Raw genomic sequence first — 26,728 nt, forward strand, 5'->3', positions numbered from 1 at the left:
GTCTGCGCGCCGTTTAATGGATGTCGCTTGCCGCGTCCCACAGGTCACGCGTGCCGAGCGTTGCGTGCCAGGCTTCGAAGCGCGATCGCCATTGCTCAAAAGGCTCGCCCAGCGGGTGCCTGGGGTCGTCGCTCAACGCATAGGCCATGCCCTCGATCAGCCATCCGGGGCGGGTGGCCACCGCATAGTTGCCCAACACTTCCGCCTGCCGAAAGTGAATGAGCTCATGCGTTACGTAATAGGTTTGCCACCCACGTGGCGCGATGACCAGGCCGAGATTGCCCACGGCTTCTGCCGCACGCCGCCCAATGCCGAACGTATCGGCACAAGCCGCTGTCGTGCAGAACACCATGCGCGGTGCGCGCTGGAATGGCCCAACCACATCAGCGGTCTTGGCGTAGCCCTCCTGGTACAGCCGTTGCGCATCGCTCAGGCTGGCAATGTTGTCGGTGCAGATGTTGGGCAACGGGCAGGACACCCCCAGCATGAGCGATGGCGCAACAACCCGCAGCGGCTTGACGAAGGCAAGCGCTGCAGCGGGCAATGCGATCAACAAGGCGGCACTGGTGGCCAGCAGGATCCGGGTGGGCTTCATGGGTTGGCGGCAGAGAGATAGGCGGTGGCGAACATTATCAGGTATCCGCACCGCCCGAGGGGTGCCGCCGCCACTGCGCGGCCGCCATGTCAGTCGTAGAGAATCTGCACCGTGACCACGGCAGTAAACGGTCCGATCTTCGGCGCGCCGAGCGGTTTGAGCGTGGCGCTCAGCGGTACATCGATATGCGTATCGGCAGCACCGAAGTTTGCCAGCGGAAACGGTTCACCGATCGGTAACTGTTGCCCGCGCTGATCCTGGATGCTGATGCCGAAGTTGCTGTCGGCGGTGGGCAGGATCAGATTGTTCTGCACCGGGTTGGCGGTTTCAAAGTAGCCGTTGATGTTGACCGGTGTTGTGCACTGCGTCTTGTTTAGGGCCAGACTGAACGGCTTGGTGGGTGAGGTCGGTGAGAACCCGGTGGGTGTGGCCTGCACCTGCCCGAAGTTGACGATGCCAGGCTCGGGTGTGACCGTCACGTCAACAATGCATGGTGTGGGTTTCAGGTTGTCCAGCCCGCTCAAGATGTACTGGAAACTGGTGTTGCAGCAGTTGATGCCGTAAAAGCCATCAAACTGAAACGCAGCGTAGGTGTCTTGCGGAACGCCAACCCAGGTGCCACGTTTTCGAATGACGACCTGATAAGTGATGCTCACGGGGATCTTTGGGCAAAGCCCTGCATTGAAATCCGCGTCCGAGCAAATGGGTACGACATAGCCGGTTGGCACGCCGGTGCCAGGCTGATTGCCTGCGCCAAAGTAGTCGACCCCCTTGTAGCGAATGCCAATTTCCAGCCCCCACGCTGCCGGGTCCATCTTGCCCGGGTTCGCATAGAAGCTGACAGGGTCCTCATAGGAGAGACCGCCGCGCAAGTCCTTGTAGCAGTAGCCGGTGGTGGTGCGGGTGGGTGAGATCCAGATGATGTAGCCGTCCGGCGCGTTGACCGGGTAGGTCTGCACAGAGCCGATAGGTTCGATGAACTTGTCCGCGCCGCCGGAGGTAAGGCAGCGCAGGGCCATTGCCGACTGCGAACCCAACAGGAACGCCAGAGCAAGCAGCGCTTGCATCAACACACGCTGCATCTGGCTGTAACGGACGGTGTTCATGGCTGCACGCTCCGGCACGTGCTGGCATCACACGTGTATTTGACGGCGTTCTGGCCGCCCCAGTCATTCATGTGCGATACGTAGAGCGTAGCGGGCAATGCACCCGTGAAGTCCACCTCTGCGGTGGCCTTGGGTTCGACCATCACTGCGTCGAACTTCAACACCTTCTTCTCTTCGCCCGCGGCCAGCTCAACCACGGTCACGTGGTAAGGCGTGGGGTTGTCGAACACCAGTTTGTGATGCGTGGCATCCAGGCGCAGCGTCATCGGCAAAGACACATCCTCATCCTGCTGAGGCTGCACGCCCTTGGGGCGGTAGAACAGTTTGATCTTGGAATGCAGCGCAATCTGGATGGCGTTCTGCACATCCGTCTTGGGCGGGATCTCGCGCACGTTCAGGTAGAAGACCGATTCACGATCGGTAGGCAACGCATCGCCCGGCAGCTTGACGATGCGCACGATGTTGCGCTCGTTTGGCTCAATGCGTTGCAGCGGTGGCAGCACCATGAACGGCGAGGTGATACGGCGGCCGGTGCTGTCTTCAATCCACGATTGCACGACGTACGGGTACGTTGCGCTCTTGTTGGAGATGGTCAGGCTTTCCGATTGCGCATCGGCGTTATAGATGACACGGGTGCGATCCGGCACCACGGCCGCTTGAGCGGCGGCACACAGTTGCAGGGTGAGGGCAATGCCGGCTAGCCGGTAGAAATGGGTAGGAAAGCGTCGCTTCATGATGAGGGTGTCGGAGTGGGGTGGGCCGACGCCACGCAGGACATCGGGATCGGGTCTGGCGTCAGGTGGAGCGGCTGGCTGAGCGGGCCGATGTTGCAGACCGCTTGGTCCGCTTGTCGAACTGACAGCACGGTATCTGGGCGAATGCCCGCGAGATAGACGACGCCATGTTCACCAACGATGCCCAGCTCCTTGCCGCTGGTGAGGTCGATGACAGATGCCCCGAACGGCACTTCCTTGCCCGATGGCAAGGTCAATGCAACCAAGGCGTTGCTTCCATGCGTGGCGTCAAAGCGCAGGAAGCCGATGGCGCCGTCCGTCAGGACGACGCGCTGTACAGGGTTGGCCACCGTGGTTTCCAGTGACATGGCTTTGGTGTTGACGCGGGCGTCATACGGATTGAACGGCGCCACCGAGCCGATCACGGCGTAGCCGCGGGCATCCGTTCTGGCTTGCGAGCCCGAGAAGGCCACGTCAGGTACGCCGTCGGATGACACGAGCAGGCGTGTGTCGCCGTTCATGCCGACTGCGTGTGGTTCGACGCCGTACTGGGTGGCCACCAATGAACCATCCAGTTCAAGCGACGCCGCGCTGTAAGCGTTGCCCGTGGCCGAAGCCTGTGCGTTGACTTGCACGGCGCTGGTTTGCTTGCGCACGTTGGCGCTGAACGATGCGCGGCCATCGGTGGTGCCCGCGTAGGCGGCGTAGCTCAAGCCCTGGTCGTTGCCACCCGAGTAGCCGGTGCTGATGCTGGTGCCGCCCGTGCTGGACGAGGTCACGCTGGTGGACACCACTTGCCGGTTGCCCAGCGGAATCGTCATCGCCAGAAAGACCTGATTGCCGTTGCCCGTCACACCGCGTGTGTGATACGCAGAAACGTTGAGCGAAACGTTGCGCAGCGCGCCAATTGACACCGTGCGTGCCAGCGTCAAACCCAAACGATCGTCCGACGAACGGTTCCAGTAGCTCGTGTGGTCAATTGACACGAAGGTCGAGATATTGCCAAGGCGCTTAGCCAACGATACGGAAACGCGTTGTCGGCTGCCAGCCAACCCGGCGGCGGTCGGGTCTCCAAAGAACTGAGGGAAACTCGTATAGGTACTGTCGGAAAAGCGGTAGCCAAAGAAGCGCAAGTCCGAGTCGAGCGTGTCGAAGTGCTTGGCGTAGTTGAAGCGATACGACCGGCCTGTTTGTGTATTGCCAGTCCACCACAGGCGGGCACGCGCGAAGGTCACGTCTGCGGAGACGGCGCCGAACTTGCCGAGATTCTTGCCCGCCCCCGTTGCCACGGACGTATAGCCATCAGCCCCGATCGCGCCGCCGTACACCGTCAATTCATGGGGCAGGCCGTAAGCGGCTTCGACAAAGCCAAAGGTGGGTGAAATGCCATTGCCGCCAAACAGGCGGGGTTGGCCGGTGGCGGCTTTGTAGCGCAACTCGCCTTCACGGGCGAGAAACGGCACGGCCGCAGTGGTGACGGTAAAGCGCTGCTCCGTACCGTCTTCTTCCTGCACGGTCACGTCCAGCGTGCCTTGCACGTTGGCGGAAAAATCCTGCAGCGCAAATGCGCCGGGTGGCACACGTGTGGCGTACAGCACGCGCCCTTGCTGCGACACCGTCACCGTGGCGTAGGTGCGCGCCACGCCGGTAATGGGCGCAGCGTATCCGCGCATGCCGGGCGGCAGCATGCGGTCGTCGCTCTGGATGGCTGCACCGTTCAATGCGAACGTGTCGAAAATGTCGGAGTTCAGGTACGTCTGCCCGAGCGATACCGTTGACTGGATGCTCGGTAACGCGCGGTAGGCGTACAGCCGGTTGAACTGGAACGTCTTGCTCGACCCGCCAAAGTTGGCGGCCGAGCCCGAGGCTGTTTGCGCTTGATAGTCACCCCGCAAGCGCCAGGCGCCGGCATTCGCGCCCAAGGTGCCGTAGGCCTGCAACGTGTTGGTAGACCCGCCGGGTGCGTTTTGGGTGGTGCCGATGACGCGATAGTCGAGCATCGCGCCTGGAATGCCGTCACTCCAGCGCTGCGGCGGAATGTAGTTCGGGTCTGCATATTCCAGCGCCACTTGCGGCACCGTGATCAGGAGCTGACCCTTGCCTTTGTTGTGCCGGACAACGGTGCCATCGATGGCATTGATGTCAATGCAATGGCCGTCGTGCGTGCTGGGCAGTGCGTCTCGGGTGGCGGGCTTCAAGCCGAATTGATCGACCAGCGTGGCGGGCAGGCACGCCTGACTCAGGCCAGGGTCTGACGGTGACTGCATGAACACGATGCTCTCGCGTTGCAGCAGCTGGCCGTTGAGCACCACATCCAGCAGGTACGTGCCCGGTGGCGTGTAATCGGCGCGCGCAAACTGTGTGAGATTGACGTCGTCCGCTCCGTCGATGCTGAGGAACGACGAATTGAATTCCGTGGCCCGAGCGTTTGCGGCCAGCCAAATGCCTGCGATGCTGGCGCAGAGGACCCGTAGCTTGAAGTTCACGTCGATGAGGCCGGAGGAACATCCGGCAGGCGAGGCGGAAAAATGGAAGAAAAAAAGGGGGGCTTGCGCCCCCCCTTTCGGGCACAGCTCTACTTACTGGTAGCGGACCGTGAAGTTGGCCACCGAGTTGGCCAGACCCGGCGTGACCGTTGCGGCCGTGGCTTCGTACATGGCTGCGAACTGAATGGTGTTGTTGCCGTTGGACAGCACCACCGGAGCCTTCTGCTCGGTGCCGTTGTTCAGGTATTCGCCGGCGGCGGTCTGCAGACGCACGCCAACGTGGCCAGCGCTGCCGGTGGTGGCGAACAGGCCCGGCGTGACGGTGTCGGCGGTGCCAGTGAACGTGAAGAACGCGTTCTTGGCGGTGGTTGTATCGCAGTCGGTCAGCTGAACGTTGAACGGCACAGCTTGCGAGCGATCACCCAGCTTGGCGAATACGTGTGCCGGCACTTGGCCCAGCGGCACGGTTTGATCCAGCGTGTCAGGGCTGATGCCGCAGGCGCCAGCAACGATTTCACCGTTGAAGGTGATGGTGCCCGGGTTGCCAGCGGCAAAGGCGGAAACGGAAAGGGCTGCGAGAGCGGCAGCTGCAAATGCTTTTTTCATGGAGGTTGCGAATCAAAGAAGTTGGTAAGCGCGATGCGGTGTTTGTGCATGCGGAGCAGATTATTGGTCGGACGTGCAAGAACCGAAATGGGACGTGTTCGAATTGCCATCCAGTGTTGATGACACGCGTCAAATTAGAAAAATGCGAGTCATGACAGCGGGTCCATGTAGGCCGACGGTGATGCAGAAGACGAGATCAGTCCCATCTCTATCGCGTAGCGGAACAAATCCGCTTCTCGCTCAATGCCCAGTTTGCGCATGGCCATGATCTTCTGAGTGCTGATGGTTTGTTTACCCCGGTTCAAACGTTGAGCAATGTCCCCAATCGACAGGCCCGACACAAACAAGCGGACGACTTCCATCTCCCGGCGTGTCAGAGGTCGCGAGCTTGGTCCTTGCAGCTCGCGCGACGCCTTCTGGATTGCCTGCATCGTGGGCGAGACGTACATTTGCGCTTGCATGGCCGCACGCAGGGCAAGTGGGATGTGTTCAACGTCATCGGATTTGCTCAACACACCATGCACACCCGTTGCAACAATTCCAGCCAGGATGGCGGGGTTGTCCAGCATTGTTAGGACGACGATGCGCAATGCCGGGTAGCGGCGCGAGAGAAACGAGAGCAGCGGAACGCCGTCTCCATAGTCTCCGCCGGGCATGGCGTAGTCGGTCAGCAACACATCGCAGGGTTGGTGGTCCAGGAATGCCACGATCTCGGTCGAGCTGCTTGCTGCAGCACTGATCCGGATGTCGTGCTCCTGCTCGATTGCTGCGCTCACGCCAGCAATGACGGCAGGATGATCATCGGCCAATAGCACTCGGATTGGGGTATTCATTGGATGTAACCCACGTTCACTAGGTCGGTTGAAAAACGGCCCCCAAACGGGGGCCGCCTTGTGCACATCGATAGGCTGATCTAGCCGGTTACCACTGATACAACGCGCCCGCCCCGTAGGTCGTGCCCGCACCGCTCATGCTGGCGCCCATCTTGACCTTGATGCGCTCGCTCAGGCGGGCGCTCACACCAATGGCCGAAGCCGCATAGCCTTGGTACGAGCCCACACCCACGCCCACGGCAACCGTCTTGCCCACGTCCACATCCGGGATCATCGTGAGCGCCGTGGCACCCGCGATGCCCGAGTACGCTTTGCGTGACACATCACCCAGCGCTTGCTGCACCATGCCGACTTGCTGGTCGGTGTAGCTCTTGGCACCGGCCACGGCCGTGTCCATCGTGCGCTTGTTGACCGCATCGGTGTCTTGCACTGCATCGGCCACGTTGGCGACGATACGTTCTGCGCCCACCGAGCCAACTGAGACGGTGTTGTCGCGAGTGGTGGTCGAACCTGCGCCCAGCGCCACGCTGTTGTTGTTGGATGCCGAAGCACCTGCGCCCACTGCCACGGCGTTGTCACCGGTTGCCGTAGCCGCGTTGGCCTGGTCGCCGCTGGTGACAACGTGTGCATTGACTTCACCGGTGGAGATCACCTTCTCGACCACGGTCACGCGGTCGCCGGTGTCCCCAATGGCCGTTGCCAGTCCGCTCAGGGCGTCACCCACGTTGGTGTAGGTCACGTTGTTGAGCGTGTAGCTCGGGTTGATGAAGGCACCGTCCGAACCGATGGCAGCACCACCGCCCAGCGCACCTGCCAAGCCGCGCAGTTGGCCGACGTTCGCGGCATCCATGTCTGCCATGCCGGCGCGCACGTTCGACAGCAGCACCGGCGCATCCGGCGAGCCGAAAGTGACCGACGTGCGGTTCGAGCCCGCGTCGTACGTCACAGCATCCAGCGTGTTGCCGTTCTGGTCGACCAGGCCGGTCCGCTGGAGCTGGCGCAGATTCACTGCATCGGTTGCGGCCGTGCCGTCCGCGACGTTGTGAAGCTGCACCGGGCCGGCCGCGTTCTGGCCGCCTAGCGTCACGCTGCCGTAGTTGGGCGAGCCGTCCGCATTTACGTCGTACGTTACGGCCGCCAGGGCATTGCCCTTGTTGTCGATCAGCCCCGTCTGCTTGAGCTGGCTCACGTTCACCGCGTCGTGGTCATCCATACCGTTGGCGACACCCGTCAGCTTGCGCGCACCCGCCGTGCCGGTGAAGTCGACCACCGCACCATCCGTGCCCGCAGCCACCGTGATGTTGCGCGTGGTCGGGTCCTGCTGCACCAGGCCTACTGAGCCATCACCGATCTGCTTCTGCAGGTTGGTGATGTTGGTTGCATTGGTCGTTACACGGCCATCAAGGTCGGTCACGTTCGTGTTGATCGTGCTGATATCGCCCGTGTTCTTGGCGACCTGCTGGTTGGTCGCATACAGCTGCGAGCCGTTGACCGCATCCGTGCTGCCGTCGGCCACTTTGCCATCAGCCACACCCGTGAGCGTGCGTGCGCCCGCCGTTCCGGTGAAGTCCACCACCGTACCGTCCGTGCCCGCCGCCACCGTGATGTTGCGCGAATCCGTATCCTGCTGCACCAGGCCGATCGAGCCGCTGCTCAGGTTGTCGGTCAGTTCGTGCAACTGGCTGACGTTCACGGCGTCGGTTGCGGCCGTACCGGCTGCGACGTTCGTGATTTGCCGCTCGTTGCCGGCCGAGCCGACCGACACCGAGTTGTCACGGTCGGCAATGGAGCCCTTGCCGAGTGCAACGGAATACGCGTTCTGCGCTTGTGCCGAGACGCCAAGGGCCATGCTGCTGGCGCCGGCTGCTTGTGCACCAAAGCCGGCTGCAATACCGAAGTTCCCACTCGCTACCGAGTACGGGCCGATGGCGACGCTGACTTGGCCCGAGGCGTTGGCGCCGTCGCCTAGCGCGGTCGATCCGCGGAAGGCTTGCGAATTCGAGCCGACGGCCGTGTTGGTGATCTGCTGGCCCGTATAGCCCGGAGGCACGGTGCCATTGACTCTAATGGTGGTCACGTCAGTGGTGGCACCTGCACCGATTGCAACGGCGCGAAGAGATTTTGCGTTTGCATTCGAGCCGATGGCGACGGAATTGGGCGCGGAGGCGATTGCGTTGTCGGTACCGTTGTTCAAGCCGTTTGCCTGGAAGTAGCGCGTGCCCTTCGTCAGATTGTTCTGCAGATTGGTGATGCTGGTATCCACAGCACCCAGGGCGCCGCCAACGTTGTTGTACGTATTGCCCTGCACGGTGTAGTTCGGTGCCGAGACCGTACCATCCGGGTTGACCTCCGAATTTCCGCCCAGCGCGTTAGCCACCGACGTGCTTACGCCATGCAGCTGGCCACCGTTGATGGCGTCCAGGCTATTGGCGGCCACTGCGCCATCGGCCACCCCCGTCAGTTGACGAGCACCAGCCTTGCCCGTGAAGTCCACGAGATTGCCGTCGGTGTCCTTGGCGACTGTGATGGCGCGCGAATCCGCATCCTGCTGCACCAAGCCGATCGAGCCGCTGGTCAGGTTGTCGGTCAGGTCTGCGATGTCCTTGCTGTTTTGCGAGGCACGGCCGTCCAGGTTGGTGATCGCATCGCCCACGTTGTGCACGGTTGTGCCGTCCACCGTATAGCTCGGTGCCGAGACCGTGCCATCCGGGTTGACTACCGATTCACCACCGAGAGCGGCGGCTACTGACGCGTTTGCGCCGTGCAACTGGCTGACGTTCACGGCGTCGGTGGCGGCCGTACCGGCTGCGACATTCGTGATCTGCCGTTCGCTGCCGGCCGAGCCGACCGACACCGAGTTGTCACGGTCGGCAATGGAATTCAGGCCGAGTGCAACGGAATACGCGTTCTGCGCTTGCGCATTGGCGCCAAGGGCTGTGCTGTTGGCACCGGTTGCCTGTGCGCCAAAGCCGGTTGCAACACCGAAGTTGCTGCTCGCTGTCGAGTATGGGCCGATGGCTACGCTGGCTATGCCTGAGGCTTTGGCGGTGTCGCCCAGCGCGGTAGAGCCGCTGCTCGCATACGAAGAGGCGCCGACGGCTGTGTTGGTGATCGATTGGCCCGTATAGCCAGGAACCGAGCCGTTCGTGTTCGAGACGCGACCGGTGGACGCCGTGGTGGTGGCACCTGTACCGATTGCAACGGAGCGGATCGTTCTTGCGTATGCATTCGAGCCGATGGCGACGGCATTGGGAGCGGCGGCGTTTGCGTTATCGGTGCCGTCGTTTAGGCCGGTGGCTTGGAAGTAACGCGTGCCCTTTGTCAGACTGTTCTGCAGATTGGTGATGTTGGTATCCACCGCACCCAGGGCGCCACCGACGTTGTTGTATGTATTGCCCTGCACGGTGTAGCTCGGTGCCGTGACGGTGCCGTCCGGATTGACGGTCGCACCACCACCCAGCGCAGTCGCTACGCTCTGGGCGTTGCTCTTGAGCTGCGACAGGTTGACGGCATCGGTGTCCTCTGTGCCATCGGCCACATTGATGAGGTTGCGCTCACCGCCCACATTGCCGATCGAGACCGTGTTGTCGCGGCTGGTGGTGCTGTTGGCGCCGATAGCGGTGGAGTTCACGCCCGTGGCTTGCGCGTTGTAGCCAATCGCCGTGCTGGCTGCTGCGCTGGCTTTGGTGTTGGAACCAAACGCGGTGGCTTGGTTGGCAGTTGCGTTGGCGGCACGACCAAACGCGGCCGTGCGGTCACCCTGTGCGTGGGCGGAATCGCCAAACGCCGTTGCGCCATCGCCGGCCGCAATGGAGTTGGTGCCGACTGCGGTGGCGCTCCATGCGTTAGCGGTCGTGCCTGAATCTGCGCTGGCTCTCCAGCCCATTGCGGTGGCCCCCTTTGTGCCCACCGCTGATGCGCCGGCGCCCAGTGCGGTTGCGTACTGAGTTGTCCCATTGGCTGCAGAACCCAGTGCAATGGCACCCCACTGATTGGCGTTGGCATTGACACCAACCGCAACGCTATCCTGGGCCGTCGCCATCGCGCTGGTGCCCAATGCCGTTGCATGCGTGCCCGCAACACTGTAGGCGCCGACCGCCGTACCGTAGAAACCGCTGGTGGTGGCTGAATCGCCAATTGCGGTACCACCCTGGGTGGCGACCGCAGCGTTGCCGAATGCAGAGCCTTGAATGCAGGTGCCGTCGACATACGCAGAGTTCTTGAGTGCGCCTGCCGCAGCGACACCACAGGAGGCTGTGGAGTTCTGGCCGATGGCGATGCTGTTCGCCGATCCACCGCCAGTAATGGTGCCGGCCGGATTGGTGGCCGTGGTCTGTGCAAATACGCCGGAAGACGCGCCAACCAATGTCAGCGCGGCGGCGGCAACGACCGAACGGGAGGTCTTCTTGCGGCCCTTGGCAATTTCGGAGGCGGCTACCCAGGTACCGGTGGCTGCGTTGAAGAGAGTGCGGTAGGTCTTGTTCATGGTGACTCCGTAGGTGGATTGATCTGACGGGAGCCACTGTATTTTTTACGTGTACTACGGGATATCTGACGAGTACTAAAACGCCATCTGTGCCGCGCTGGCGCTCGGAAACTCGTACGAGTACGAGGCCCGGCATACGAAATTGCGTGGCGCAAGCAACGCAAGACGCATCCGAGGCGGTGCATGCGTGGACCGTTCAACACATTTTCGTTGTCGTCCGATTGCTGGTTGGAGGCGGGGCATCCCACAATCGATTACACGAGGCAGCGATGTCCGATTGACCCTCATGACGCTCAGACGATGCCCTTTACTTCCATGTCTCTCTCAGTTTTACTTCTTGGCTTCGCGCGGCTTTCCGCAGCGGATCGGAAAGCGTTTCTCACGCAGTTGAATCAATTCATCCTGGCTTCACCGCACCAAAGGCGTTCGAAGATCCAAACGTGGGAAGAGGATGGCGGCGCGAGCGCTGCGGCACGCGCCGAGCCGCTTGAGAAACCGATGTGACGTTAGCTGCCGACTTCGGTCTGCGGCAGTGTTGAAGGGGAAGCCAGCCCAGTTTCAATCGCATAGCAGAACAGATCAGCTTCACGTTCCAGACCGAGTTGGAGCATGACTGAGTTTTTCTGCGTGCTGACGGTTTGTTTGCTGCGATGCAGGCGCTCGGCAATCTCTCCAACCTATCGCCCTGACACGAACAGCCGCACGACCTCACTCTCACGGCGCGTCAGTGTCCGCGTTCCTGTGCCCTTGGTCCATTTTGAGGCGTCGAGAATGGTGCGCGTGGTGCGGGAGAAGCACGTCTGTCCCAACACTGCCGCATGCACTGCCGGAACGATATGGGAGAGATCGTCCGATTTGCTCAGCACGCCCAGTACGCCCGTGGCGGCGATCGCAGAAAGCGCTGCGGGGTTGTCCATCATAGTCAGCACCAGCACGCGTACACCCGGGTACCGGCGCAGCAGGAACGAGATCAGTGGGATGCGGTTGCCATAGTTGCCGCCGGGCATGGCGTAGTCAGTCACCAGCACATCGCACGGTTCGCGATACGGATTTGTCCCGCTGAGAAGTAGAGAATCCGCCATGATTCTCACGATCTAAAGTAGAAGACCGCCCCTCGATCACGATCCCGCTTTGCCGTAAAGGCGCTTCTTTAACGAGGGTTGCCCGAGCCAGTTCCAAGAAATGGGAACGGCGCCGACACCTTGAACTCTGCCGATACCTCGCCGCTGAATGTATTGCGTTGATTTGCCCCAAGGTCGAGCTTGCGCACCGGTGAGCCATTGGAGAAATCGACTTTCTTCAGGTCAACCCAGAACGTATTGGGGGTGAGTGCCGACTCGAAGAAGTACAACATACGCTTGTGATCAACGACCGTGCGCCAGCGCGTTGACGAGATATTTGGCTCACCCGGCGTGGAAATGCCAAAGGGGACCGACACATTGCGAATCACGCTCAACACGCTCGCGAGCGCCTTCACTGGATCTTCACTTTTGGGAATGGCATTGATATAGAACGATGCACGTGTGAAACGATCCGATGCTCGATTTGTGCCTGGTAGGAATGTTGTGCCGCCAATCTGCTTCCAGTAAGCGTTCAGTGCCAGTTGCTCGTCAAACGTCGGGGAGTTGGTCATCACCTGGTACTGTTGGCCATGATGAATAACTTGTCGCCCATTGATGTATTCGACGATCGCGCTATCTCCTGATGCATCCGACATCGACAGATGTAGCGTGGCGAGCCGAGACTCCCCGGGAACCTTGTCCGTAATGACGGTGAAAGGCTCCTTCTCCAGTGCCGTCACGGCCTCGGCGACCGTAGCGAAATTGTCGAGCACGTACTGCGCCCAAGCAGCAATGGTCAACCCAGGCTTAGCGTTGCTATCGAACTTTGGATACTCTGACTCCACTAGCCAAAGCAATTGCGCGGAGAGGCCCTTCTCGTTGACGCCATCCGTCGTTGACACGTCATATCCGGTGGCTACGACACTTCCGTACTTCGCCGTCCAATGAATCGAATTTGATCCGGCTTCGCCTGTACGCGTAATTCCTCGCGGCAACAAGTACAGATTGGTCGCAACGTCGAGCCGCCAGTCCATGGATCTTGCGGTAATGACATCGCCGTTGGCACCGAGGTACACGACACGGGTGCACGCGATTGACGGAACGGGGGAGAGGGCGATTGCGATTGCAGAAAAAAGGCAAACAAGTGACCCGACAAGCTTGCTGGACATAGCGATATCTCACACTTGGGAAAGGCGTCGCAGAAGAATTCGCAAACGTCGTCAGTATAGTAATAATTTCCCCTAGCCAAGCTGCCCAACAAGCCATTCGTGGTATGACCAACGCCGTCAACGCGCGCAAGCGCCGGCCAACCCTCTTGCAGGGGGTGGTGCACCTAGCCATCTTCGCCGCATATCTGTTCTTATCGGTTGTGCCGTAGCCTGCCAGATTGCACTACGCATCGGCTATTTGCTCGGTTCGGGAGGGCGCGCATTGGCAGGGTGGATTTCTCTCTTTCAACCTGCACCCGAAACAATCGGATACATCAGTACTGAAATGGCATTCCCGTTGCGCCCGGTGCCTGGAAATTCGTACTGGTGAAAGCGCGTAGGGCGAGCAATACAAGAAACATCTGAGGGTGATGCATGCGTGGATCGTTCAACGCATTTTCGTTGTCGTCCGATTGCTGCTTGGGGTGGGGCATCCCACAATCGATTACACGAGGCAGCGATGTCCGATTGACCCTCATGACGCTCAGACGATGCCCTTTATCCATGTCACTCTCGGTTTTGCTTCTTGGCTTCGCGCGGCTTTCCGCAACGGATCGGAAAGCGTTTCTCACGCAGTTGAATCAATTCATCCTGGCGTCACCGCACCAAAGGCGCTCGAAGATCCAAGCGTGGGAAGAAGATGGCGGCGCGAGCACGGCGGCACGCGCCGAGCCGCTTGAGAAACCGATGTGACGTTAACTGCCGACTTCGGTTTGCGGCGGTGTTGAGGCGGAAACGAGTCCGGTTTCAATCGCATAGCGGAACAGATCAGCTTCACGTTCCAGACCGAGTTTGCGCATGGCCGAGTTTTTCTGCGTGCTGACGGTTTGTTTGCTGCGATGCAGCCGCTCGGCAATCTCTCCAACCGATAGGCCTGACACGAACAGCCGCACGACCTCACTCTCACGGCGCGTCAGTGTCTGCGTTCCTGCGCCCTTGGTCTCTTTTGAGGCATTGAGAATGGCGTGCGCGGTGGGGGAGAAGTATGTCTGCCCCAGCACGGCTGCGTGTACAGCCGGCACGATGTGAGAGAGATCGTCCGATTTGCTCAGCACCCCCCGTACACCCGTTGCGGCAATGGCCGAAAGCACGGCAGGGTTGTCCATCATGGTCAGTACCAGTACGCGCACACCGGGGTAGCGGCGCAGGATGAAGGAGATCAGTGGAATGCCGTCGCCATAGTTGCCGCCGGGCATGGCGTAGTCAGTCACCAGTACATCGCACGGTTCGCGATCGAGAAAGGCGACCATGTCGGTCGAGCTATGCGACGTGCCAATGACCTCGATGCCCCCTGCATCTCTGATGGAGGCTTTTACCCCGGCGATGATGGCCGGATGGTCATCGGCCAACAGCAAGCGAATGGGGGCTTTCATGATGGTGTGGTTCCCCGGGTGACGCGATTGTTGTGACTTATGTGTGCTTTGCCAGTTTGCTCACCCCGGGGCGATTCCCGTCTGCCCTGAAGGGGTGGCTATAGAACGCATTCAGATGCAGTATAGAGCGCTTTCTGTCCGCATCTGGAGATGCTTAAGCAGCCGGCAGGCCTATGCTGATGTTGGTGTGTGCGACCCCAACCAACGCTGCACGGCTGACCGATTCAATTGCTACATCTGGGCAAGTTGCGCATAACGTTGCACTGCGTATTTTCGATGGGCACGCTCGTTCGCATAATAGGACAAGATCGAAACGTTCAATGCGCATCGTACGCGTACGAAAAATGCGAGGAGCGGGTGCATCTCGCAGCGGCTGCGTAATACATTAGCGCTTTGCCGGATCTACCAAAGAACACCATGCCGATTCAATCTCAGTATTGGCTTCGCCGTGTGCCCGGACTCAAGGAGTTGGGCGTGTTCGGCAAAGTGCAACGCAGCATGCTGTTTGGCGGCGCGGCCATCTTGTCGCTGGTGATCATTGCGGTTGCGGCGATTGCAGCCTACGCCAAGGCTTCAAACTATGTTGCCTACGGGCGCGAAATTTTCCTCACACACAAGGCGCTACTGCTGATCGACGTTGAGACCAAGCAGGCGGCGCTTCAGCGCAGCGTGATCAACGCAGAGCTTCTTTGGGGCGAGCATCGCCCGGCACGGGCCGCCTTGCTGCATGACTTCAAGATGCAGGGTGGCCGCGCTTATCTGCGTGCCAGTCCAAGCCTCCAACCGCAGCTTGCCTTGGGTGACCTAGCGGCCAAGTCCCCGGAGGCCTATTCCGACTACCTCGCCTTCAGCGAAGAGCAGGCCTATACCGACAGTGCGAGTGCGCGCCAACGCGGTCGACCGCTGACCGGCTACATCTATTCGCCTGACGAGCACTTCGTCTCGATCATGCCGCCGCCCAAAACGGGTGATCCGCTGCAGGCCGTGAAAGCACATTCGCTGGCGGATCTCATCCACACGTTGTCGAAGGATATTGGTGACCTCAGCGATCCGGAGGTGGATCGCAAGCTGCTGGAGAGTCGTCGGGTCATGTGGTTGCCGCCGCATGTGGATCCCTTCACGGGGGACCGCGTGTTTAAGCTGGTGCAACCGGCGTTTGACAACGGCAAGCCTTTCATCGTGTTTGTGACCGATCTACCGGTCAAGGTGCTCTCTGACAGGCTGGCGCAGGCACCATACGATGGCAACATGCTGCTGCTGTCGAAGGAAGGGGAGGTGCTGCTTGAAGGCATCGGCGCAGAGGCAAACTCGGAGGAAGAAGCGCACGCCTTGACCCGCAAGGTCGTGCAAGACCGCATGTGGGAGCGCGGTCTCACGCGCCACAACAATAGCTATCACGACGGCGTCTTCACCATCAGCGAACCGCTTTCCGATACCGGTTGGGTGTTGGTCTACACGTATTCATGGCGAACAGTCTTGAATGCACTGCAAGAGTTGTTGTGGGGGTATCTGGCGGGAGTGCTGGTGGTGTTGGCCCTGCTTTGGACCTTTGTGCTGCTGTTCCACTATCGGGTGTTTCGGCCGGCATATCTTCAATCACTGCGTGTGTATGAAAGTGAGAACCTAAGCCGCACCATTATCGGAACAGCGCCGGTAGGCCTAAGCCTTGTCGCGTTCGGCTCGGGCAAATTGCTGTTGCAGAACAACGTGGCCGGTCACTACCACACCGATGGTCAACCCTTGCACCAGCGGCTGCTGCGTACGTATCAGGAAGACCACCATGGGCCCGACGATGCGGTCAGCCGCGACATCGAAGTGCAGCGGCCGGATGGCCGCACTGCCGAGCTGCACGTAGATCTCGTCCCCACCAAGTACCAGGGCGAAGACGCGCTGCTCTGCAGCTTCATCGACATCACCTCACGCAAGCAGACCGAGCGCGCGCTCAAGGACGCCCGCACCGCTGCCGAAGAGGCCAACCGTGCCAAGTCATCGTTCCTCGCCACGATGAGCCACGAGATCCGTACGCCGTTGAATGCCATTCTCGGCAATCTGGAGCTCATTCAGCACGCACAGACGCTGCATGGAGCGGAGCGTGATCGCCTGGAGGTAGTCTCCACCTCGTCGCATACGCTGGTCGCACTGATCGACGATATTCTCGACTTCTCCAAGATCGAAGCCGGCCAGATGCACCTGGAGTCGATCCCGTTTGATGTGGTGGAGGTGGTCGAGTCGGTCATCGCCGTCTTCCTGCCGGTGGCGGAGGCCAAGGACTTGACGCTGCACTACCGGATTGCGCCCAACCTCGCACAGCGTTACGTGGGTGACCCGACCCGCTTACGGCAGATCCTCAACAACCTGCTGAGCAATGCCATCAAGTTCACGCAGATGGGTTCGGTGTGCATCGAAGTGGAACCACGGGGTGGGCAGGGCAATGATGCGCGACTGGCGTTCAAGGTGTCAGACACGGGCATCGGCATTGCCGAAGACAAGCAGAGCGCGTTGTTCCAAGCCTTTACGCAGGCAGACACCTCCATCACGCGCAAGTTTGGCGGCACCGGGCTGGGCCTCGCGCTGTGCCGCAGGCTGGCCGAGTTGATGCACGGGACCGTGTGGGTGCAAAGCGCACCGGGACGCGGCTCGACCTTTACCGTCGACTTGCTGCTGGGTGTGGCGAGTGGGGCCGACACGCCATCCCAGCCAGCTCAGTCGCTGCGGGACGTCGCTATCTCAGTGCTGTGCGGTGACGAGGTCTGGGTGCAGGCACTGATGCCGCATCTGCAGTTGCGCGGTGCGCGCGTGCAGGCGGGCGCATCCCCGGCTGAGCTGCCGGCCGATTGCGATGTGCTGCTGGTGCATGGCAGTTCGCGCAACTGGCCGCTGGCGGATGAAGATGCGCTGGCGGCGCGTGCCCGACATGTCATCGACGTGATCGACGATGGCCCGCGCAAGCCGACCCAACACGCCGGTCGCACGGTCGTTTCCAGCTATAGCCTGCGCAATCTCATGGGGGTGTTGGGCGGCGCATGGGAAGCGGCGGTGCCCATGCAGAACGATGTGCCGCGTCCAACCTCGGCACAAGGCACTGCATTGCGTGTGCTGGTGGCAGAAGACAACCCCGTGAACCGCCTGTTGCTGCGTGATCAACTGACGTTGCTTGGCCATGACGCCACGCTCACGGCCGCCGGTGTGGAGGCGTTGGAACGCTTTCATGTGGGCCAGTACGACGTCGTGCTGACTGACTTGAGCATGCCCGGCATGGATGGTTTTGCGCTGTGCCGCGCTTTGCGCAGCCAGGGTGCGACCGTACCCGTTCTGGCCGTGACTGCGCACGCCAGCGTGGAAGAGCGTGCTGCATGCGAAGCCGCTGGCATGACAGACATGCTGGTCAAGCCGCTCTCAATGGATGCATTGGCACAGGCGCTGCGCGTCTTTGTCGAGCGCAAGAGCCAAGCTGCTCTGCCTCAGGACAATGCGCTGGCGAACGTGAGCAGCCTGGACAGCGGCGGCCCGCTCTCGCACGAAATCTGGCTAGCGCTCACCACGTCGTTCCGTACCTCTATCAACGAAGCGCGCACCGCTGTGGCCCAAGCCGACTTTCACAAGGCAGCCAAGTCCATGCACTTCATCAAGGGCGGTTTTGCGGTGGTGCGCGAGGTGGCGCTGGTAGAGGCATCGCACCAACTGGAAGGGCTGTTGCTGAGAGGGGACTCCAGTCAGGACATCTCTCTACGCCTGGATGCGTTGGCCGAGCACGCGGAGCACATGTTTGAGCGGCGCGCCCCGCTGGACGTCACACGCTAACGCGGCGACCGGCGACCGGCGACCGGCGACCGGCGACCGGCGACCGGCGACCGGCGACCGGCGACCGGCGACCGCTTCAATTTCGTACCCGTCCAATATCTCGCAGGGCGCTCGATCTTTAAAGTCTGTAACGATTGTTGCGCCCCTGCGGGCGCCTTGGTTCAGACGATAAAGGGATTGCTATGCATGTCGCACTTGTTCACTCTGGCAACATCGATGGGGACTGGGTGGAGTGCGCGTTGGGGCAACTCAGGCACGATGTGGTTCGCTTCGATAGCCTGGATGCGCTGCTGCGCACTGTTCACCACACGTCGTACGATTTGGTCTTGTTGCACAACGGCTTGAGCCGCGCACATATGCTCGATGCATTGGCGGTGCTGCGCTCCCGGCAGCAGCACAGCGTGCCGTCTTTGGTGTACGGCAAGACGCTCGACCATGACGAGATTGCGCGCCTGCTCAACGGCGGCGCAGATGATTACGTCGATATTCCAACGGGTGCGGCAGTGTTTGCCGCGCGCGTGACGGCGCTGCTGCGGCGCGTGTATCCGGCGCGCTTTCAGCAGACCAGCTTCACTGTCGGCAGCTTTGAGATCAACCCGTTCCAGCGCACCATCAAGATCGGCGGCGAACAAGCTAACCTGACGGACACCGAGGCGCGCCTCGCACTGCTGCTGTTTACCAACATAGACCGCACGCTTTCGCGCAACCACATCTTTGCGTTGGCCTGGGGGCGCACCACGCTGCAGATGACGCGCACCATCGATACGCATATCTCACGCCTGCGGCTCAAGCTCGGATTGCATGAAGACAATGGTGTGCGGCTGCGCGCGGTCTACAACGTGGGCTACCGCCTTGAGCGCATTGCACACCAGGGGATCGATCAGTTGACCGATCCGATGCGGCCGCTCGCACTGCAGGCCTGAGCGCGCAGCGCGAGGGAAGGTGCGTCTGTTACGCGCGGGCGATGACGTTGATGCGCAGCGGCTCGCCGCCCGCCACGATGGCGAGCAGGCGGTCCACATTCGGATGCGCGCCCGGGCGGTTGCGTGCATCAATGGTGTGCTCGGCAAACACGGCCAGACCGTGCTCAGCGGCCTTGGCGTCGAGCTGACCGAAGGCCTGCTGCAGATAGTGATACACCGCCACCGAGCCTTGCTTGCCGGGCTTGTTCTCGATGTCGGCCACCACGGCGCCCTTGCCGTCGACCAGATCGATGCGCTCGATGCCGTCAATGGCGGGCAGTTGGGCGAGGTTGTCCTTGAATACGTTGCTCGGCTGAATCACTGAAGTTGCTCCGTTGGTTGGTCAGGGTTTGGCCCTGGATGGGGCCGTATGTTAACTGCTCTGACACAACCAACGTGAACCTCAGCGCCGCGCGGTCGACTGGTTCAGGGCAACGGCGGCCATGATGAGCGCCTTCAGCGCCTTCTCGTTCACCTTGTCGCCTTCGCGAAAATCAATCGCGCGTCGGGTGTTGCCTTCCAGGCTGGAATTGAAGAGGCCTGCCGGGTCCGGCACAGAAGCGCCCTTGGCAAACGTCATCTTCACGGTCTGCTTGTAGGTCTCGCCGGTGCAGAGGATGCCGTCGTGCGACCAGACCGGCACGCTCCACTTCCATTCTTCTACCACCTCGGGGTCGGCCGCCAGGATCAGCGCGCGCAGCTTGGCGAGCATCTCGCCGCGCCAGTCATCCAGCGCTGCGATTTTCGCGTCGATCAATGCCGATGCAGGTGCCGCGTTCTCCGGTGCGCTCTTCTTCATGGGGTCTGCCTCCTGGTGGGATCAGCAGACCATTCTGGCAGGAATGCAGAGCGGTCGCCAATCGAGAGGGCTCTGGTGTACACAGTGCAAGCCCAACGTTCACACGCTGGGCTTGGTGTTGAGGCTTAGAGCCGCTAACAAAGCCGCCCTGGCGTCGTTGCGCCTCCCGCAGTGACGAACATTCGGTACTACTTGTACTGTCTGCGTCGGCGCGCCTAGCCAGGACGGTTTTGTTAGCGGCTCTTAGGGGGCTTGCTACTGGTGCGTGAGCGTCAGCGCGTAGAACTTGACCACCGTGCCTGGCGTCGTCAGCGGTGTGCCCGATACCGCAGTCTGGTCATAGTTGCCGGCCTTGAAGTAGAAGCTCTCGCCCACGAAGCTGGAATCCATCGTGAAAGTTTTGGCTGTACCGTTGGCCGTGACGGTGATCGTGCTGCCGGTCAGGCTCAGCTCGTAGTCGAAGGTGCTGGCCACTGGCACGCTGGTGATCGGATAGATGTTCGCACTGCCGCCCTGGTTGGTGTTCTCAAGCAGAAGCTGCACGCCCCCGGTGGAGGTCACTTGCAGCTCGCACAGAGGCTTGCTGGGGCCGGTGCCCTGGAAGATCTGGCCAATGGTCGTGTGGTCGGGCACTTGCGTAACCGCCACCGTGGCGTTCAGCTTGTTGGTGCCGGTGGTGGCCCAGATGGTGTTCTCGCGCAGTTCCACGCGCGGATGCAATGAGCCCGAAGTCGTCCAGCCCTGCGTCGGGTCCATCATGACCATCGCGCCGTCGGTGCTGTCCGTATAGAAGTAGGTGGGGTTGGTGTAGCCGGCTGCGAGCTTGGTGCCGCTTACCGTATCAACCTTGCCCGAAGAGCCGGTGGGCAACTGTAGCGTAAATGGCGCCAGGTTGAAGTTCGACCCCGGCGGGTTGCTGGTGCTGAGCGCGGGCAGTGGCGCGCTGGCGATCTTTTGCACGCTTTGCCCTTGTACCGACAGCGGGCTGCCGTCGCCACCGCCGCCACATGCCGAGAGCGCGCCGCCTGCCAGGGCTGCTGTCAGGCAAATCATGATCCGATGCTTCATCTCGTCTCCTCTTGCTCTTGTTTGCTGCTGGTTGAAAAACCGTCAGATGCTGGCGAGCTGCCGTTGCCAGCGAGGCTACGAGAGGAAACGTTTTCCTGCAACAGGTAATTTTTTTCGTAGATTGAGCAGGCTGGAAGGTATCAGATCACCCTGTCCTAGGTCGCTTATCACAGAAAATCAACGAGGAAATTGGCTTTTTCTGTGGGCGTTGTCCTCGCTCTGTACGCAGGGTAGGCGAAGCGCACTTTGAGGGTAACGTTTTCTTTAACGGGGATGACAACGTTTGCGGAAAGACGACAGCTCGCTTGGCGTCACTTTGATTTATCTAAATCTTAGAAGCGCCTTTCTATTTGATTTGCGGCTAAGCGAAAGAAAATAGGCTGAAAAATATGAATAAATGAAGCGGCTAATATAAAACGGCAGGATTCAAATAAACTTGAGGCTTTTTGTGTAATTCCCCACTTGAGTGGGGTGCAAGGCCATTTCAACCAGAACCCAAGCGGCATGCGGGTGTGCGGCCAGATGCTTGCATGTGGTGATGCGATGTTGCAATGCCATATTTTCTGCTGTGGCAGTCATCGATTGGTCATCTTTCGAATCCAATAATTGCGCCTCCGAAGTCGGTAACGCATAAGGATGCCCCCCACTTTTGAAGGGGGTGGCGATTGGACCGAGAGAATTTCAAATGACGATTCGTCACCGTATTACTTTGCTGATTGTGCTGATGTTTGTCGCGCTGGCGGCCATTGGCGGTTATGCGGTCTACCAGACCCGCAGCAGCGCGTCGGAGGTCAAGCAGGTGACCGAAGGCGTGGTGCCGAGCGCGCTGGCGTCGGCCGATCTGGTGTCGCTGGTGAAGGATGTACAGCTAGCGACGATGGTGCTGGTGTATGCACCCGACGACAACATCGTCGCGCAAGCGAAAGACGACCTGAAGACCAAGGAAGCCGCGCTGCGTGCCGCGCTGGACGTGCAGGCCAAGCGCGCCAACAGCCATGCCCAGGAGGGGCTGGTCACGCAGGCCAAGGAAACCGTCGACAGCTACGTCGAGGCCATCCAGCAGACCACCGACATGAAGGTGCAAGGCAAGAACGAGCTTGCGCAGGCCTTCCTGTTTGCCAACGTGGCCAGCTATCGCGACGTGCTGGAGAAGATTGTCGAGACGCTGCGCATCGAGAAGAACCGCGAGAAGGACGACGCCATTGCTGGCCTGAACGGCAAGCTTGCCAGCACGGCCACCACGATCGGTGTGGTGAGTGGCGTGGCCATCGTGCTGCTGACGGCCATCGGCATGCTGCTGTATCGCCAGATCACCCGCCCGCTGACGCGCATGCAGGCCGAGATGAGCGAGATTGCCACCAGCCAGGATTTCACGCGCCGCGTGCCAGTGGTGCGCATGGACGAGATCGGTCACTCGGTGGTGGCGTTCAACCAGATGATCGAGAAGATCCAGGAGAACCAGGCACTGCTCAAGCAGAAGACGGCCGACATCCAGGCGATGCTGCAGAACATGCAGCAGGGCATCCTGACCGTGGTCGATGCCGGCGTGGTGCACGAGGAATACTCGATCTACCTGGAATCGATTTTCGAGACGCAGGAGATTGCTGGTCGCAAGCTGATGGACCTGATCTTTGCCGATACCAACCTGGGCGCCGATGCGCTGTCACAGGTGGACGCGGCGGTGGACGCGTGCCTGGGGCAGGACGTCATCAACTTTGCCTTCAACCAGCACTTGCTGGCGAGCGAGGTGGAGAAGCGCATGCCGGATGGCCGCGTGAAGACGCTGGACCTGTCGTGGTCGGCCATCACCGATGAGAGCGACACCATCCTGCGCCTGATGCTGTGCGTGCGCGACGTGACCGAGCTGCGCAAGCTGGCTGCCGAGGCCAGCGAGCAGCGCCGCAACCTGGAGATGATTGGCGAGATTCTGGCGGTGAGCCAGGAGAAGTTCCAGCACTTCATCGACAGCTCCACCAGCTTCGTGCACGAGAACGAGCGCATCATCCGCCAGTACTCGCAGGCGGACAGCGCGGCCATTGCGGCACTGTTCCGCAACATGCACACCATCAAGGGCAACGCCCGCACGTACAACCTGCAGCACCTGACCAACGTCGTGCACGAGACTGAGCAGACCTACCACGCCCTGCGCGAACCCGGCAGCGAGCACACGTGGGATCAGGACTGGCTGATGCAGGAGCTGACCCGCGTGCGCGAGGCGATCGAGAACTACGCGCGCATCAACGAAAGCAAGCTGGGCCGCAAGGGTGGCGCAGCCCAGGGCGGTGCGGTGCAGGTGGTGCCGGACGCCATGTCGCGCATTCAGGAAAGCCTGCGCCTGCTGGAATCGGCCAACCCGGGCAGCCTGTACGAACTGGTGTCGATGCGTGATTCCGTTTATCACCTGCTGCGTCTGCTGGGCAGCGAGACGGTGGATGAGATGCTGTCGGGCGTGCTGCAATCGCTGCCGTCGCTGGCGCGCGAGTTGGGCAAGGAACCGGCCGCCGTGCGCATCGACGACAACGGCTACCGCGTGCGCACGGAAGCCGGCGGCATTCTGCAGAACGTGTTCACGCACCTGCTGCGCAACTCGATTGACCACGGCATCGAAACGCCCGACGTGCGCACCGCACTCGGTAAGTCGGCCGCCGGTACGATCGACCTCGAAGTCGGTGTCGACCAGGGCATGTTGCAGATCACGCTGTGTGACGACGGCCGTGGCTTGGCGCTCGATCGCATCCGCAATATCGCGGTTGAACGCGGCTGGATTGGCGCGGAAGAACGCCCGAGCGATGAAGACATCGCGCAGTTCATCTTCCGCCCTGGCTTCTCGACCGCCGAGACGGTGACGGAAATCTCCGGCCGTGGCGTTGGCATGGATGCCGTGTTGGAGTTCCTCAAGCGCGAGCAGGGCCGCATTGAGCTGCGCTTTACCGATGACCACAAGGGCGCAGCGTTCCGCCAGTTCCAGACGGTGGTCTGCCTGCCCGAGCGCTTTGCGGTGGACAGCGTGAACGCAGCACTCGGCGGCCAGCCGGATGTGCATCTGGATATGGATAAGGAAGCGTCGTGATGGGATCGTTTGTTCTGGCCGCGCTGGCTTGCGGATTGGTGCTGGGTGTGCTGGCGTGGATGGCACAGCAACGCCGGGTCAACGCGCTGATGCGCACGCTGGGCGACGCTGAGCACCGCATCGCCGCGCTGTCGCGTGATTTGGCGAAGCACACCGCACAGGTGGAAGCCGGCACGCGCGAAGTGCAGACGCTGGAAGCCACCGTCGCGCAGATGCAGAGCGCGGCATCCGATCAGGCAGAGCTTGTTGAGCAGTTGCGCACCGAGCTGCAGTCGGCCGCAGAGGCCAAGGAGCACTGGGCCAGCCGCGCCCGGCAGATTACCGAAGAGGCTGCACGCTTGCGCGGCCTGGCGCTGACCTTCGAGCGCTGGCATGAGCAGATGATCTCGCTCATGGAGCAGAACCACGACATGCACGCCAAGAACCAGGAGTTGCAGTCGATCGTGCGCCATGTGGTGATCGTCTCGCTCAATGCCTCCATTGAGGCGGCGCGTGCGGGTACGGCGGGGCGTGGCTTTGCCGTGGTCGCCAGCGAAGTGCGCGCGCTTGCGGCGCGCTCGGAAGAGTTGTCCAAGAGCTACCGCAACAGCCTGCACCTCAATGATCTGACCACCACCGCCACCTTCCAGGACATTCAGGCGGGCGGGAAGATGATCACCGCGTCGTTGTCGAGCGTCGAGGCGCTGGCCAACCAGTTTCAAACCCAGCTTCACTAGGCAGGTATGACGTGATCAGCAGTAACGCGCAAGACAGCTTCGATCGCATCTTCCGCAAAGCCGCGCGCAGCAGGCTCGCGCTGCATGCGGAAGACACCTGCGATGTGGCCACCGCAGCCCAGGGCGATGCCGTTGGTGGCGAGCAGGCCATGATCCTGACCATCTCGTCCATCGCATTCCGCCTGCTGCTGGTGCTGCGTTTTGACGATGAAGACAGAACGCGGGCGTACTACACAGGCGAGGCGCCGGGTCGCTCGTTTGACGAGGCTTGCCTGGAGATCGGCAACCTGTGCTGCGGGGCGGTGAATCAGGAACTGCTGCAGGTGTTTCCGGATCTGGGCATGTCGACGCCCTATGTGGTGAGCGCGCGCTGCCTGCCGTATCTGGATGCGCTCAAGCCGGGGTACATGGCCGCCTATACGGTCACGATCAATGACGCCGTGCGGGTGGCCGCAACGGTGTGTGTGTGCACCCATGCTCCGCAGGACTTTGTGGCCGATGTGCGTGACGAGGTCGAGTCCGGTGGTGAGCTGGAATTGTTTTGATTCAGATTGAGAACGAGGAAAAACCCATGAGCAAGATTCTGGTGGTCGACGATTCGAGCACGGTGCGCGACGAAGTGGCCGGCTTCCTGAAGAAGAATGGCCTGGCAGTGGACACCGCCGTGGATGGCAAGGACGGCCTGGCAAAGATCAAGGCCAACCCCGGCCTGAAGCTGGTCATCAGCGACGTGAATATGCCCAACATGGACGGCCTGACCATGGTCGAGAAAGTACGCGGCGAGCTGGGCAACAAGACGGTCAACGTCATCATGCTCACCACGGAAAGCAGCCCGGCCATGAAGGACCGCGGCAAGGCGGCCGGCGTGAAAGGCTGGATCGTCAAGCCCTTCAAGGGCGATGCCGTGCTGGAGACGTTCAAGAAGCTGGCGAGCTGAGCCAATCCGGTGTGCGCTGAGCGGCGGGCGAGAAGATGCCCGCCGTCGCGCATGCGGTGATGACATAAATTTGTCACATATGTGATTGAAGCAAGGTCACGTTGCGCACCGCTTCCCTCTACGCCGAGAATGCCTGCATTGAAACTTCGCAGGAGGAAGGATGCAGGCCTGGGCGATTCAGCAGTTTCGCGGCTGCTCGGTGCATGTGCTTGCGGTGCTGGGGCGCGGTGCCCGCTTCCATTACGCCTACACAGGGTTCGTCTGCGCACCGAAAGGTGAAAGCCTCGCCTATCCGCAACTCCAGCGTTTTCATCACACCGCTGCCGATTTCGATTCGGCCGATGACGCTATCTCTGCCGGCATGCAGCAAGGGCAATCCATTGTGGAGCAGTGGTTTGCCTCCAGTGCCGATTCAAGCCGAAGGCCCGCCTGACGATTTTCGGCGTTAGGCTGGGCATACCTTCCCACCAAAGCCGCCAAGGGCCAGATGCCATGACTGCATTGGCCGATGCAGTGCTCGTGCTGCATGCGTTGCTCGTCCTGTTCATCGTGGGCGGGCTGGTCGCAGTCTGGGTGGGTGCCGCGCGCAAACGCAGTTGGGCGCGCAATCGCGTTTTCCGCTTTGTGCATCTCACGGCCATCAGCATCGTTGCCGGGCTGGCGGTGCTGGATGTGCCATGTCCGCTCACAGTGCTGGAGGATCGGCTGCGCACCGGATCAGCCGGCTCCAGCGGTTTCATCCAGCGCTGGGTGAGCGCGCTGCTTTACTACGATCTGCCACTGTGGGTGTTTGCCGTGAGCTATGTCGCGTTTCTGCTGGCAGTGGTGCTCACGTGGTGGCGTATTCCGCCACACCCCAAGGCGTCGGGCCCCTCGGGGTGATGGCG

At 61.1% G+C, this 26,728-nt stretch carries 22 protein-coding genes; 8 read left to right on the top strand and 14 right to left on the bottom strand.

The window, feature by feature from the left end; all coding sequences use genetic code 11:
• Positions 1-13 precede the first annotated feature (13 nt).
• From F7R11_RS20595 to F7R11_RS20655, 10 genes are all read right to left on the bottom strand, one after another.
• Complete coding sequence (locus F7R11_RS20595) at positions 14-595, bottom strand: hypothetical protein (protein WP_064808255.1); 582 nt, start codon at positions 593-595, stop codon at positions 14-16.
• An 89-nt stretch (positions 596-684) separates the two neighbouring features.
• On the bottom strand, positions 685-1,677 hold the full coding sequence (locus F7R11_RS20600; RefSeq protein ID WP_049286086.1) for a fimbrial protein: 993 nt from the start codon (positions 1,675-1,677) through the stop codon (positions 685-687).
• Positions 1,678-1,697: 20 nt separating this feature from the next.
• Complete coding sequence (locus F7R11_RS20605; RefSeq protein ID WP_064808252.1) at positions 1,698-2,435, bottom strand: fimbrial biogenesis chaperone; 738 nt, start codon at positions 2,433-2,435, stop codon at positions 1,698-1,700.
• Complete coding sequence (locus tag F7R11_RS20610) at positions 2,432-4,921, bottom strand: fimbria/pilus outer membrane usher protein (RefSeq protein ID WP_064808250.1); 2,490 nt, start codon at positions 4,919-4,921, stop codon at positions 2,432-2,434. The genes F7R11_RS20605 and F7R11_RS20610 overlap by 4 nt, the downstream gene beginning before the upstream one ends.
• Positions 4,922-5,014: 93 nt before the next feature.
• On the bottom strand, positions 5,015-5,527 hold the full coding sequence (locus F7R11_RS20615; RefSeq protein ID WP_021193390.1) for a fimbrial protein: 513 nt from the start codon (positions 5,525-5,527) through the stop codon (positions 5,015-5,017).
• A gap of 149 nt (positions 5,528-5,676) precedes the next feature.
• The gene (locus tag F7R11_RS20620) at positions 5,677-6,360 is read right to left on the bottom strand and encodes a response regulator (protein ID WP_064808248.1); all 684 of its coding nucleotides are present in this window, start codon (positions 6,358-6,360) and stop codon (positions 5,677-5,679) included.
• An 88-nt stretch (positions 6,361-6,448) separates the two neighbouring features.
• Positions 6,449-10,846, bottom strand: coding sequence for a beta strand repeat-containing protein (locus F7R11_RS20625; protein ID WP_064808246.1), 4,398 nt, complete (start codon positions 10,844-10,846; stop codon positions 6,449-6,451).
• Between the two features lie 677 nt (positions 10,847-11,523).
• Positions 11,524-11,928, bottom strand: a complete 405-nt coding sequence (locus F7R11_RS20640; RefSeq protein ID WP_151180557.1) for a response regulator transcription factor — start codon at positions 11,926-11,928, stop codon at positions 11,524-11,526.
• Positions 11,929-11,996: 68 nt separating this feature from the next.
• Positions 11,997-13,076, bottom strand: a complete 1,080-nt coding sequence (locus F7R11_RS20645; protein ID WP_031328870.1) for a linear amide C-N hydrolase — start codon at positions 13,074-13,076, stop codon at positions 11,997-11,999.
• Between the two features lie 734 nt (positions 13,077-13,810).
• Positions 13,811-14,488, bottom strand: coding sequence for a response regulator (locus tag F7R11_RS20655; protein WP_021193396.1), 678 nt, complete (start codon positions 14,486-14,488; stop codon positions 13,811-13,813).
• Positions 14,489-14,905: 417 nt separating this feature from the next.
• On the opposite strand from F7R11_RS20655, the gene F7R11_RS20660 reads away from it, so the two are divergent.
• On the top strand, positions 14,906-18,289 hold the full coding sequence (locus tag F7R11_RS20660) for an ATP-binding protein (RefSeq protein WP_082932952.1): 3,384 nt from the start codon (positions 14,906-14,908) through the stop codon (positions 18,287-18,289).
• Positions 18,290-18,630: 341 nt separating this feature from the next.
• Entirely contained in the window at positions 18,631-19,212 is a 582-nt protein-coding gene (locus tag F7R11_RS20670; RefSeq protein ID WP_160170167.1) for a response regulator transcription factor, read from the top strand.
• A gap of 28 nt (positions 19,213-19,240) precedes the next feature.
• On the opposite strand, the gene F7R11_RS20675 is transcribed toward F7R11_RS20670, so the two are convergent.
• The 4 genes from F7R11_RS20675 to F7R11_RS27095 all read right to left on the bottom strand — a co-directional run bounded on the left by F7R11_RS20675 (position 19,241) and on the right by F7R11_RS27095 (position 21,697).
• Positions 19,241-19,573, bottom strand: a complete 333-nt coding sequence (locus tag F7R11_RS20675) for a DUF2322 family protein (RefSeq protein WP_021193399.1) — start codon at positions 19,571-19,573, stop codon at positions 19,241-19,243.
• 81 nt (positions 19,574-19,654) lie between these two features.
• Positions 19,655-20,050 (bottom strand): DUF1801 domain-containing protein, encoded by a 396-nt coding sequence (locus tag F7R11_RS20680; RefSeq protein ID WP_064808236.1) that lies wholly within the window; start codon positions 20,048-20,050, stop codon positions 19,655-19,657.
• Positions 20,051-20,305: 255 nt separating this feature from the next.
• Complete coding sequence (locus tag F7R11_RS20685; RefSeq protein WP_064808234.1) at positions 20,306-21,118, bottom strand: polysaccharide lyase family 7 protein; 813 nt, start codon at positions 21,116-21,118, stop codon at positions 20,306-20,308.
• Positions 21,119-21,544: 426 nt separating this feature from the next.
• Positions 21,545-21,697, bottom strand: coding sequence for a hypothetical protein (locus F7R11_RS27095; protein ID WP_156669036.1), 153 nt, complete (start codon positions 21,695-21,697; stop codon positions 21,545-21,547).
• Between the two features lie 106 nt (positions 21,698-21,803).
• Here F7R11_RS27095 and F7R11_RS20690 point away from each other — a divergent pair, with 106 nt between their 5' ends.
• The 6 genes from F7R11_RS20690 (at position 21,804) to F7R11_RS20715 (ending at position 26,723) form a co-directional block, all read left to right on the top strand.
• Positions 21,804-24,188, top strand: a complete 2,385-nt coding sequence (locus tag F7R11_RS20690) for a HAMP domain-containing protein (RefSeq protein ID WP_064808231.1) — start codon at positions 21,804-21,806, stop codon at positions 24,186-24,188.
• The gene (locus F7R11_RS20695) at positions 24,188-24,904 is read left to right on the top strand and encodes a methyl-accepting chemotaxis protein (protein ID WP_064808229.1); all 717 of its coding nucleotides are present in this window, start codon (positions 24,188-24,190) and stop codon (positions 24,902-24,904) included. Before F7R11_RS20690 ends, F7R11_RS20695 begins: the two co-directional genes overlap by 1 nt.
• 11 nt (positions 24,905-24,915) lie before the next feature.
• Positions 24,916-25,449, top strand: a complete 534-nt coding sequence (locus tag F7R11_RS20700) for a hypothetical protein (protein ID WP_064808227.1) — start codon at positions 24,916-24,918, stop codon at positions 25,447-25,449.
• Positions 25,450-25,475: 26 nt separating this feature from the next.
• Entirely contained in the window at positions 25,476-25,841 is a 366-nt protein-coding gene (locus tag F7R11_RS20705; protein WP_021193405.1) for a response regulator, read from the top strand.
• Positions 25,842-26,001: 160 nt separating this feature from the next.
• Positions 26,002-26,274, top strand: coding sequence for a hypothetical protein (locus F7R11_RS20710; protein WP_064808225.1), 273 nt, complete (start codon positions 26,002-26,004; stop codon positions 26,272-26,274).
• A 59-nt stretch (positions 26,275-26,333) separates the two neighbouring features.
• Positions 26,334-26,723 (top strand): DUF2784 domain-containing protein, encoded by a 390-nt coding sequence (locus tag F7R11_RS20715; protein ID WP_064808223.1) that lies wholly within the window; start codon positions 26,334-26,336, stop codon positions 26,721-26,723.
• Positions 26,724-26,728: the final 5 nt, after the last annotated feature.

This window comes from Ralstonia insidiosa (assembly GCF_008801405.1).
Taxonomy (GTDB): Bacteria; Pseudomonadota; Gammaproteobacteria; order Burkholderiales; family Burkholderiaceae; genus Ralstonia; species Ralstonia insidiosa.

Coding starts and splice junctions, on each gene's coding strand:
- F7R11_RS20645 (WP_031328870.1), bottom strand. CDS start 13,076: ATGTCCAGCAAGCTTGTCGGGTCACTTGTTTGCCTTTTTTCTGCAATC.
- F7R11_RS20605 (WP_064808252.1), bottom strand. CDS start 2,435: ATGAAGCGACGCTTTCCTACCCATTTCTACCGGCTAGCCGGCATTGCC.
- F7R11_RS20715 (WP_064808223.1), top strand. CDS start 26,334: ATGACTGCATTGGCCGATGCAGTGCTCGTGCTGCATGCGTTGCTCGTC.
- F7R11_RS20595 (WP_064808255.1), bottom strand. CDS start 595: ATGAAGCCCACCCGGATCCTGCTGGCCACCAGTGCCGCCTTGTTGATC.
- F7R11_RS20655 (WP_021193396.1), bottom strand. CDS start 14,488: ATGAAAGCCCCCATTCGCTTGCTGTTGGCCGATGACCATCCGGCCATC.
- F7R11_RS20625 (WP_064808246.1), bottom strand. CDS start 10,846: ATGAACAAGACCTACCGCACTCTCTTCAACGCAGCCACCGGTACCTGG.
- F7R11_RS20660 (WP_082932952.1), top strand. CDS start 14,906: ATGCCGATTCAATCTCAGTATTGGCTTCGCCGTGTGCCCGGACTCAAG.
- F7R11_RS20685 (WP_064808234.1), bottom strand. CDS start 21,118: ATGAAGCATCGGATCATGATTTGCCTGACAGCAGCCCTGGCAGGCGGC.
- F7R11_RS27095 (WP_156669036.1), bottom strand. CDS start 21,697: ATGACTGCCACAGCAGAAAATATGGCATTGCAACATCGCATCACCACA.
- F7R11_RS20680 (WP_064808236.1), bottom strand. CDS start 20,050: ATGAAGAAGAGCGCACCGGAGAACGCGGCACCTGCATCGGCATTGATC.
- F7R11_RS20600 (WP_049286086.1), bottom strand. CDS start 1,677: ATGCAGCGTGTGTTGATGCAAGCGCTGCTTGCTCTGGCGTTCCTGTTG.
- F7R11_RS20705 (WP_021193405.1), top strand. CDS start 25,476: ATGAGCAAGATTCTGGTGGTCGACGATTCGAGCACGGTGCGCGACGAA.
- F7R11_RS20690 (WP_064808231.1), top strand. CDS start 21,804: ATGACGATTCGTCACCGTATTACTTTGCTGATTGTGCTGATGTTTGTC.
- F7R11_RS20640 (WP_151180557.1), bottom strand. CDS start 11,928: ATGGCGGATTCTCTACTTCTCAGCGGGACAAATCCGTATCGCGAACCG.
- F7R11_RS20710 (WP_064808225.1), top strand. CDS start 26,002: ATGCAGGCCTGGGCGATTCAGCAGTTTCGCGGCTGCTCGGTGCATGTG.
- F7R11_RS20695 (WP_064808229.1), top strand. CDS start 24,188: ATGGGATCGTTTGTTCTGGCCGCGCTGGCTTGCGGATTGGTGCTGGGT.
- F7R11_RS20615 (WP_021193390.1), bottom strand. CDS start 5,527: ATGAAAAAAGCATTTGCAGCTGCCGCTCTCGCAGCCCTTTCCGTTTCC.
- F7R11_RS20620 (WP_064808248.1), bottom strand. CDS start 6,360: ATGAATACCCCAATCCGAGTGCTATTGGCCGATGATCATCCTGCCGTC.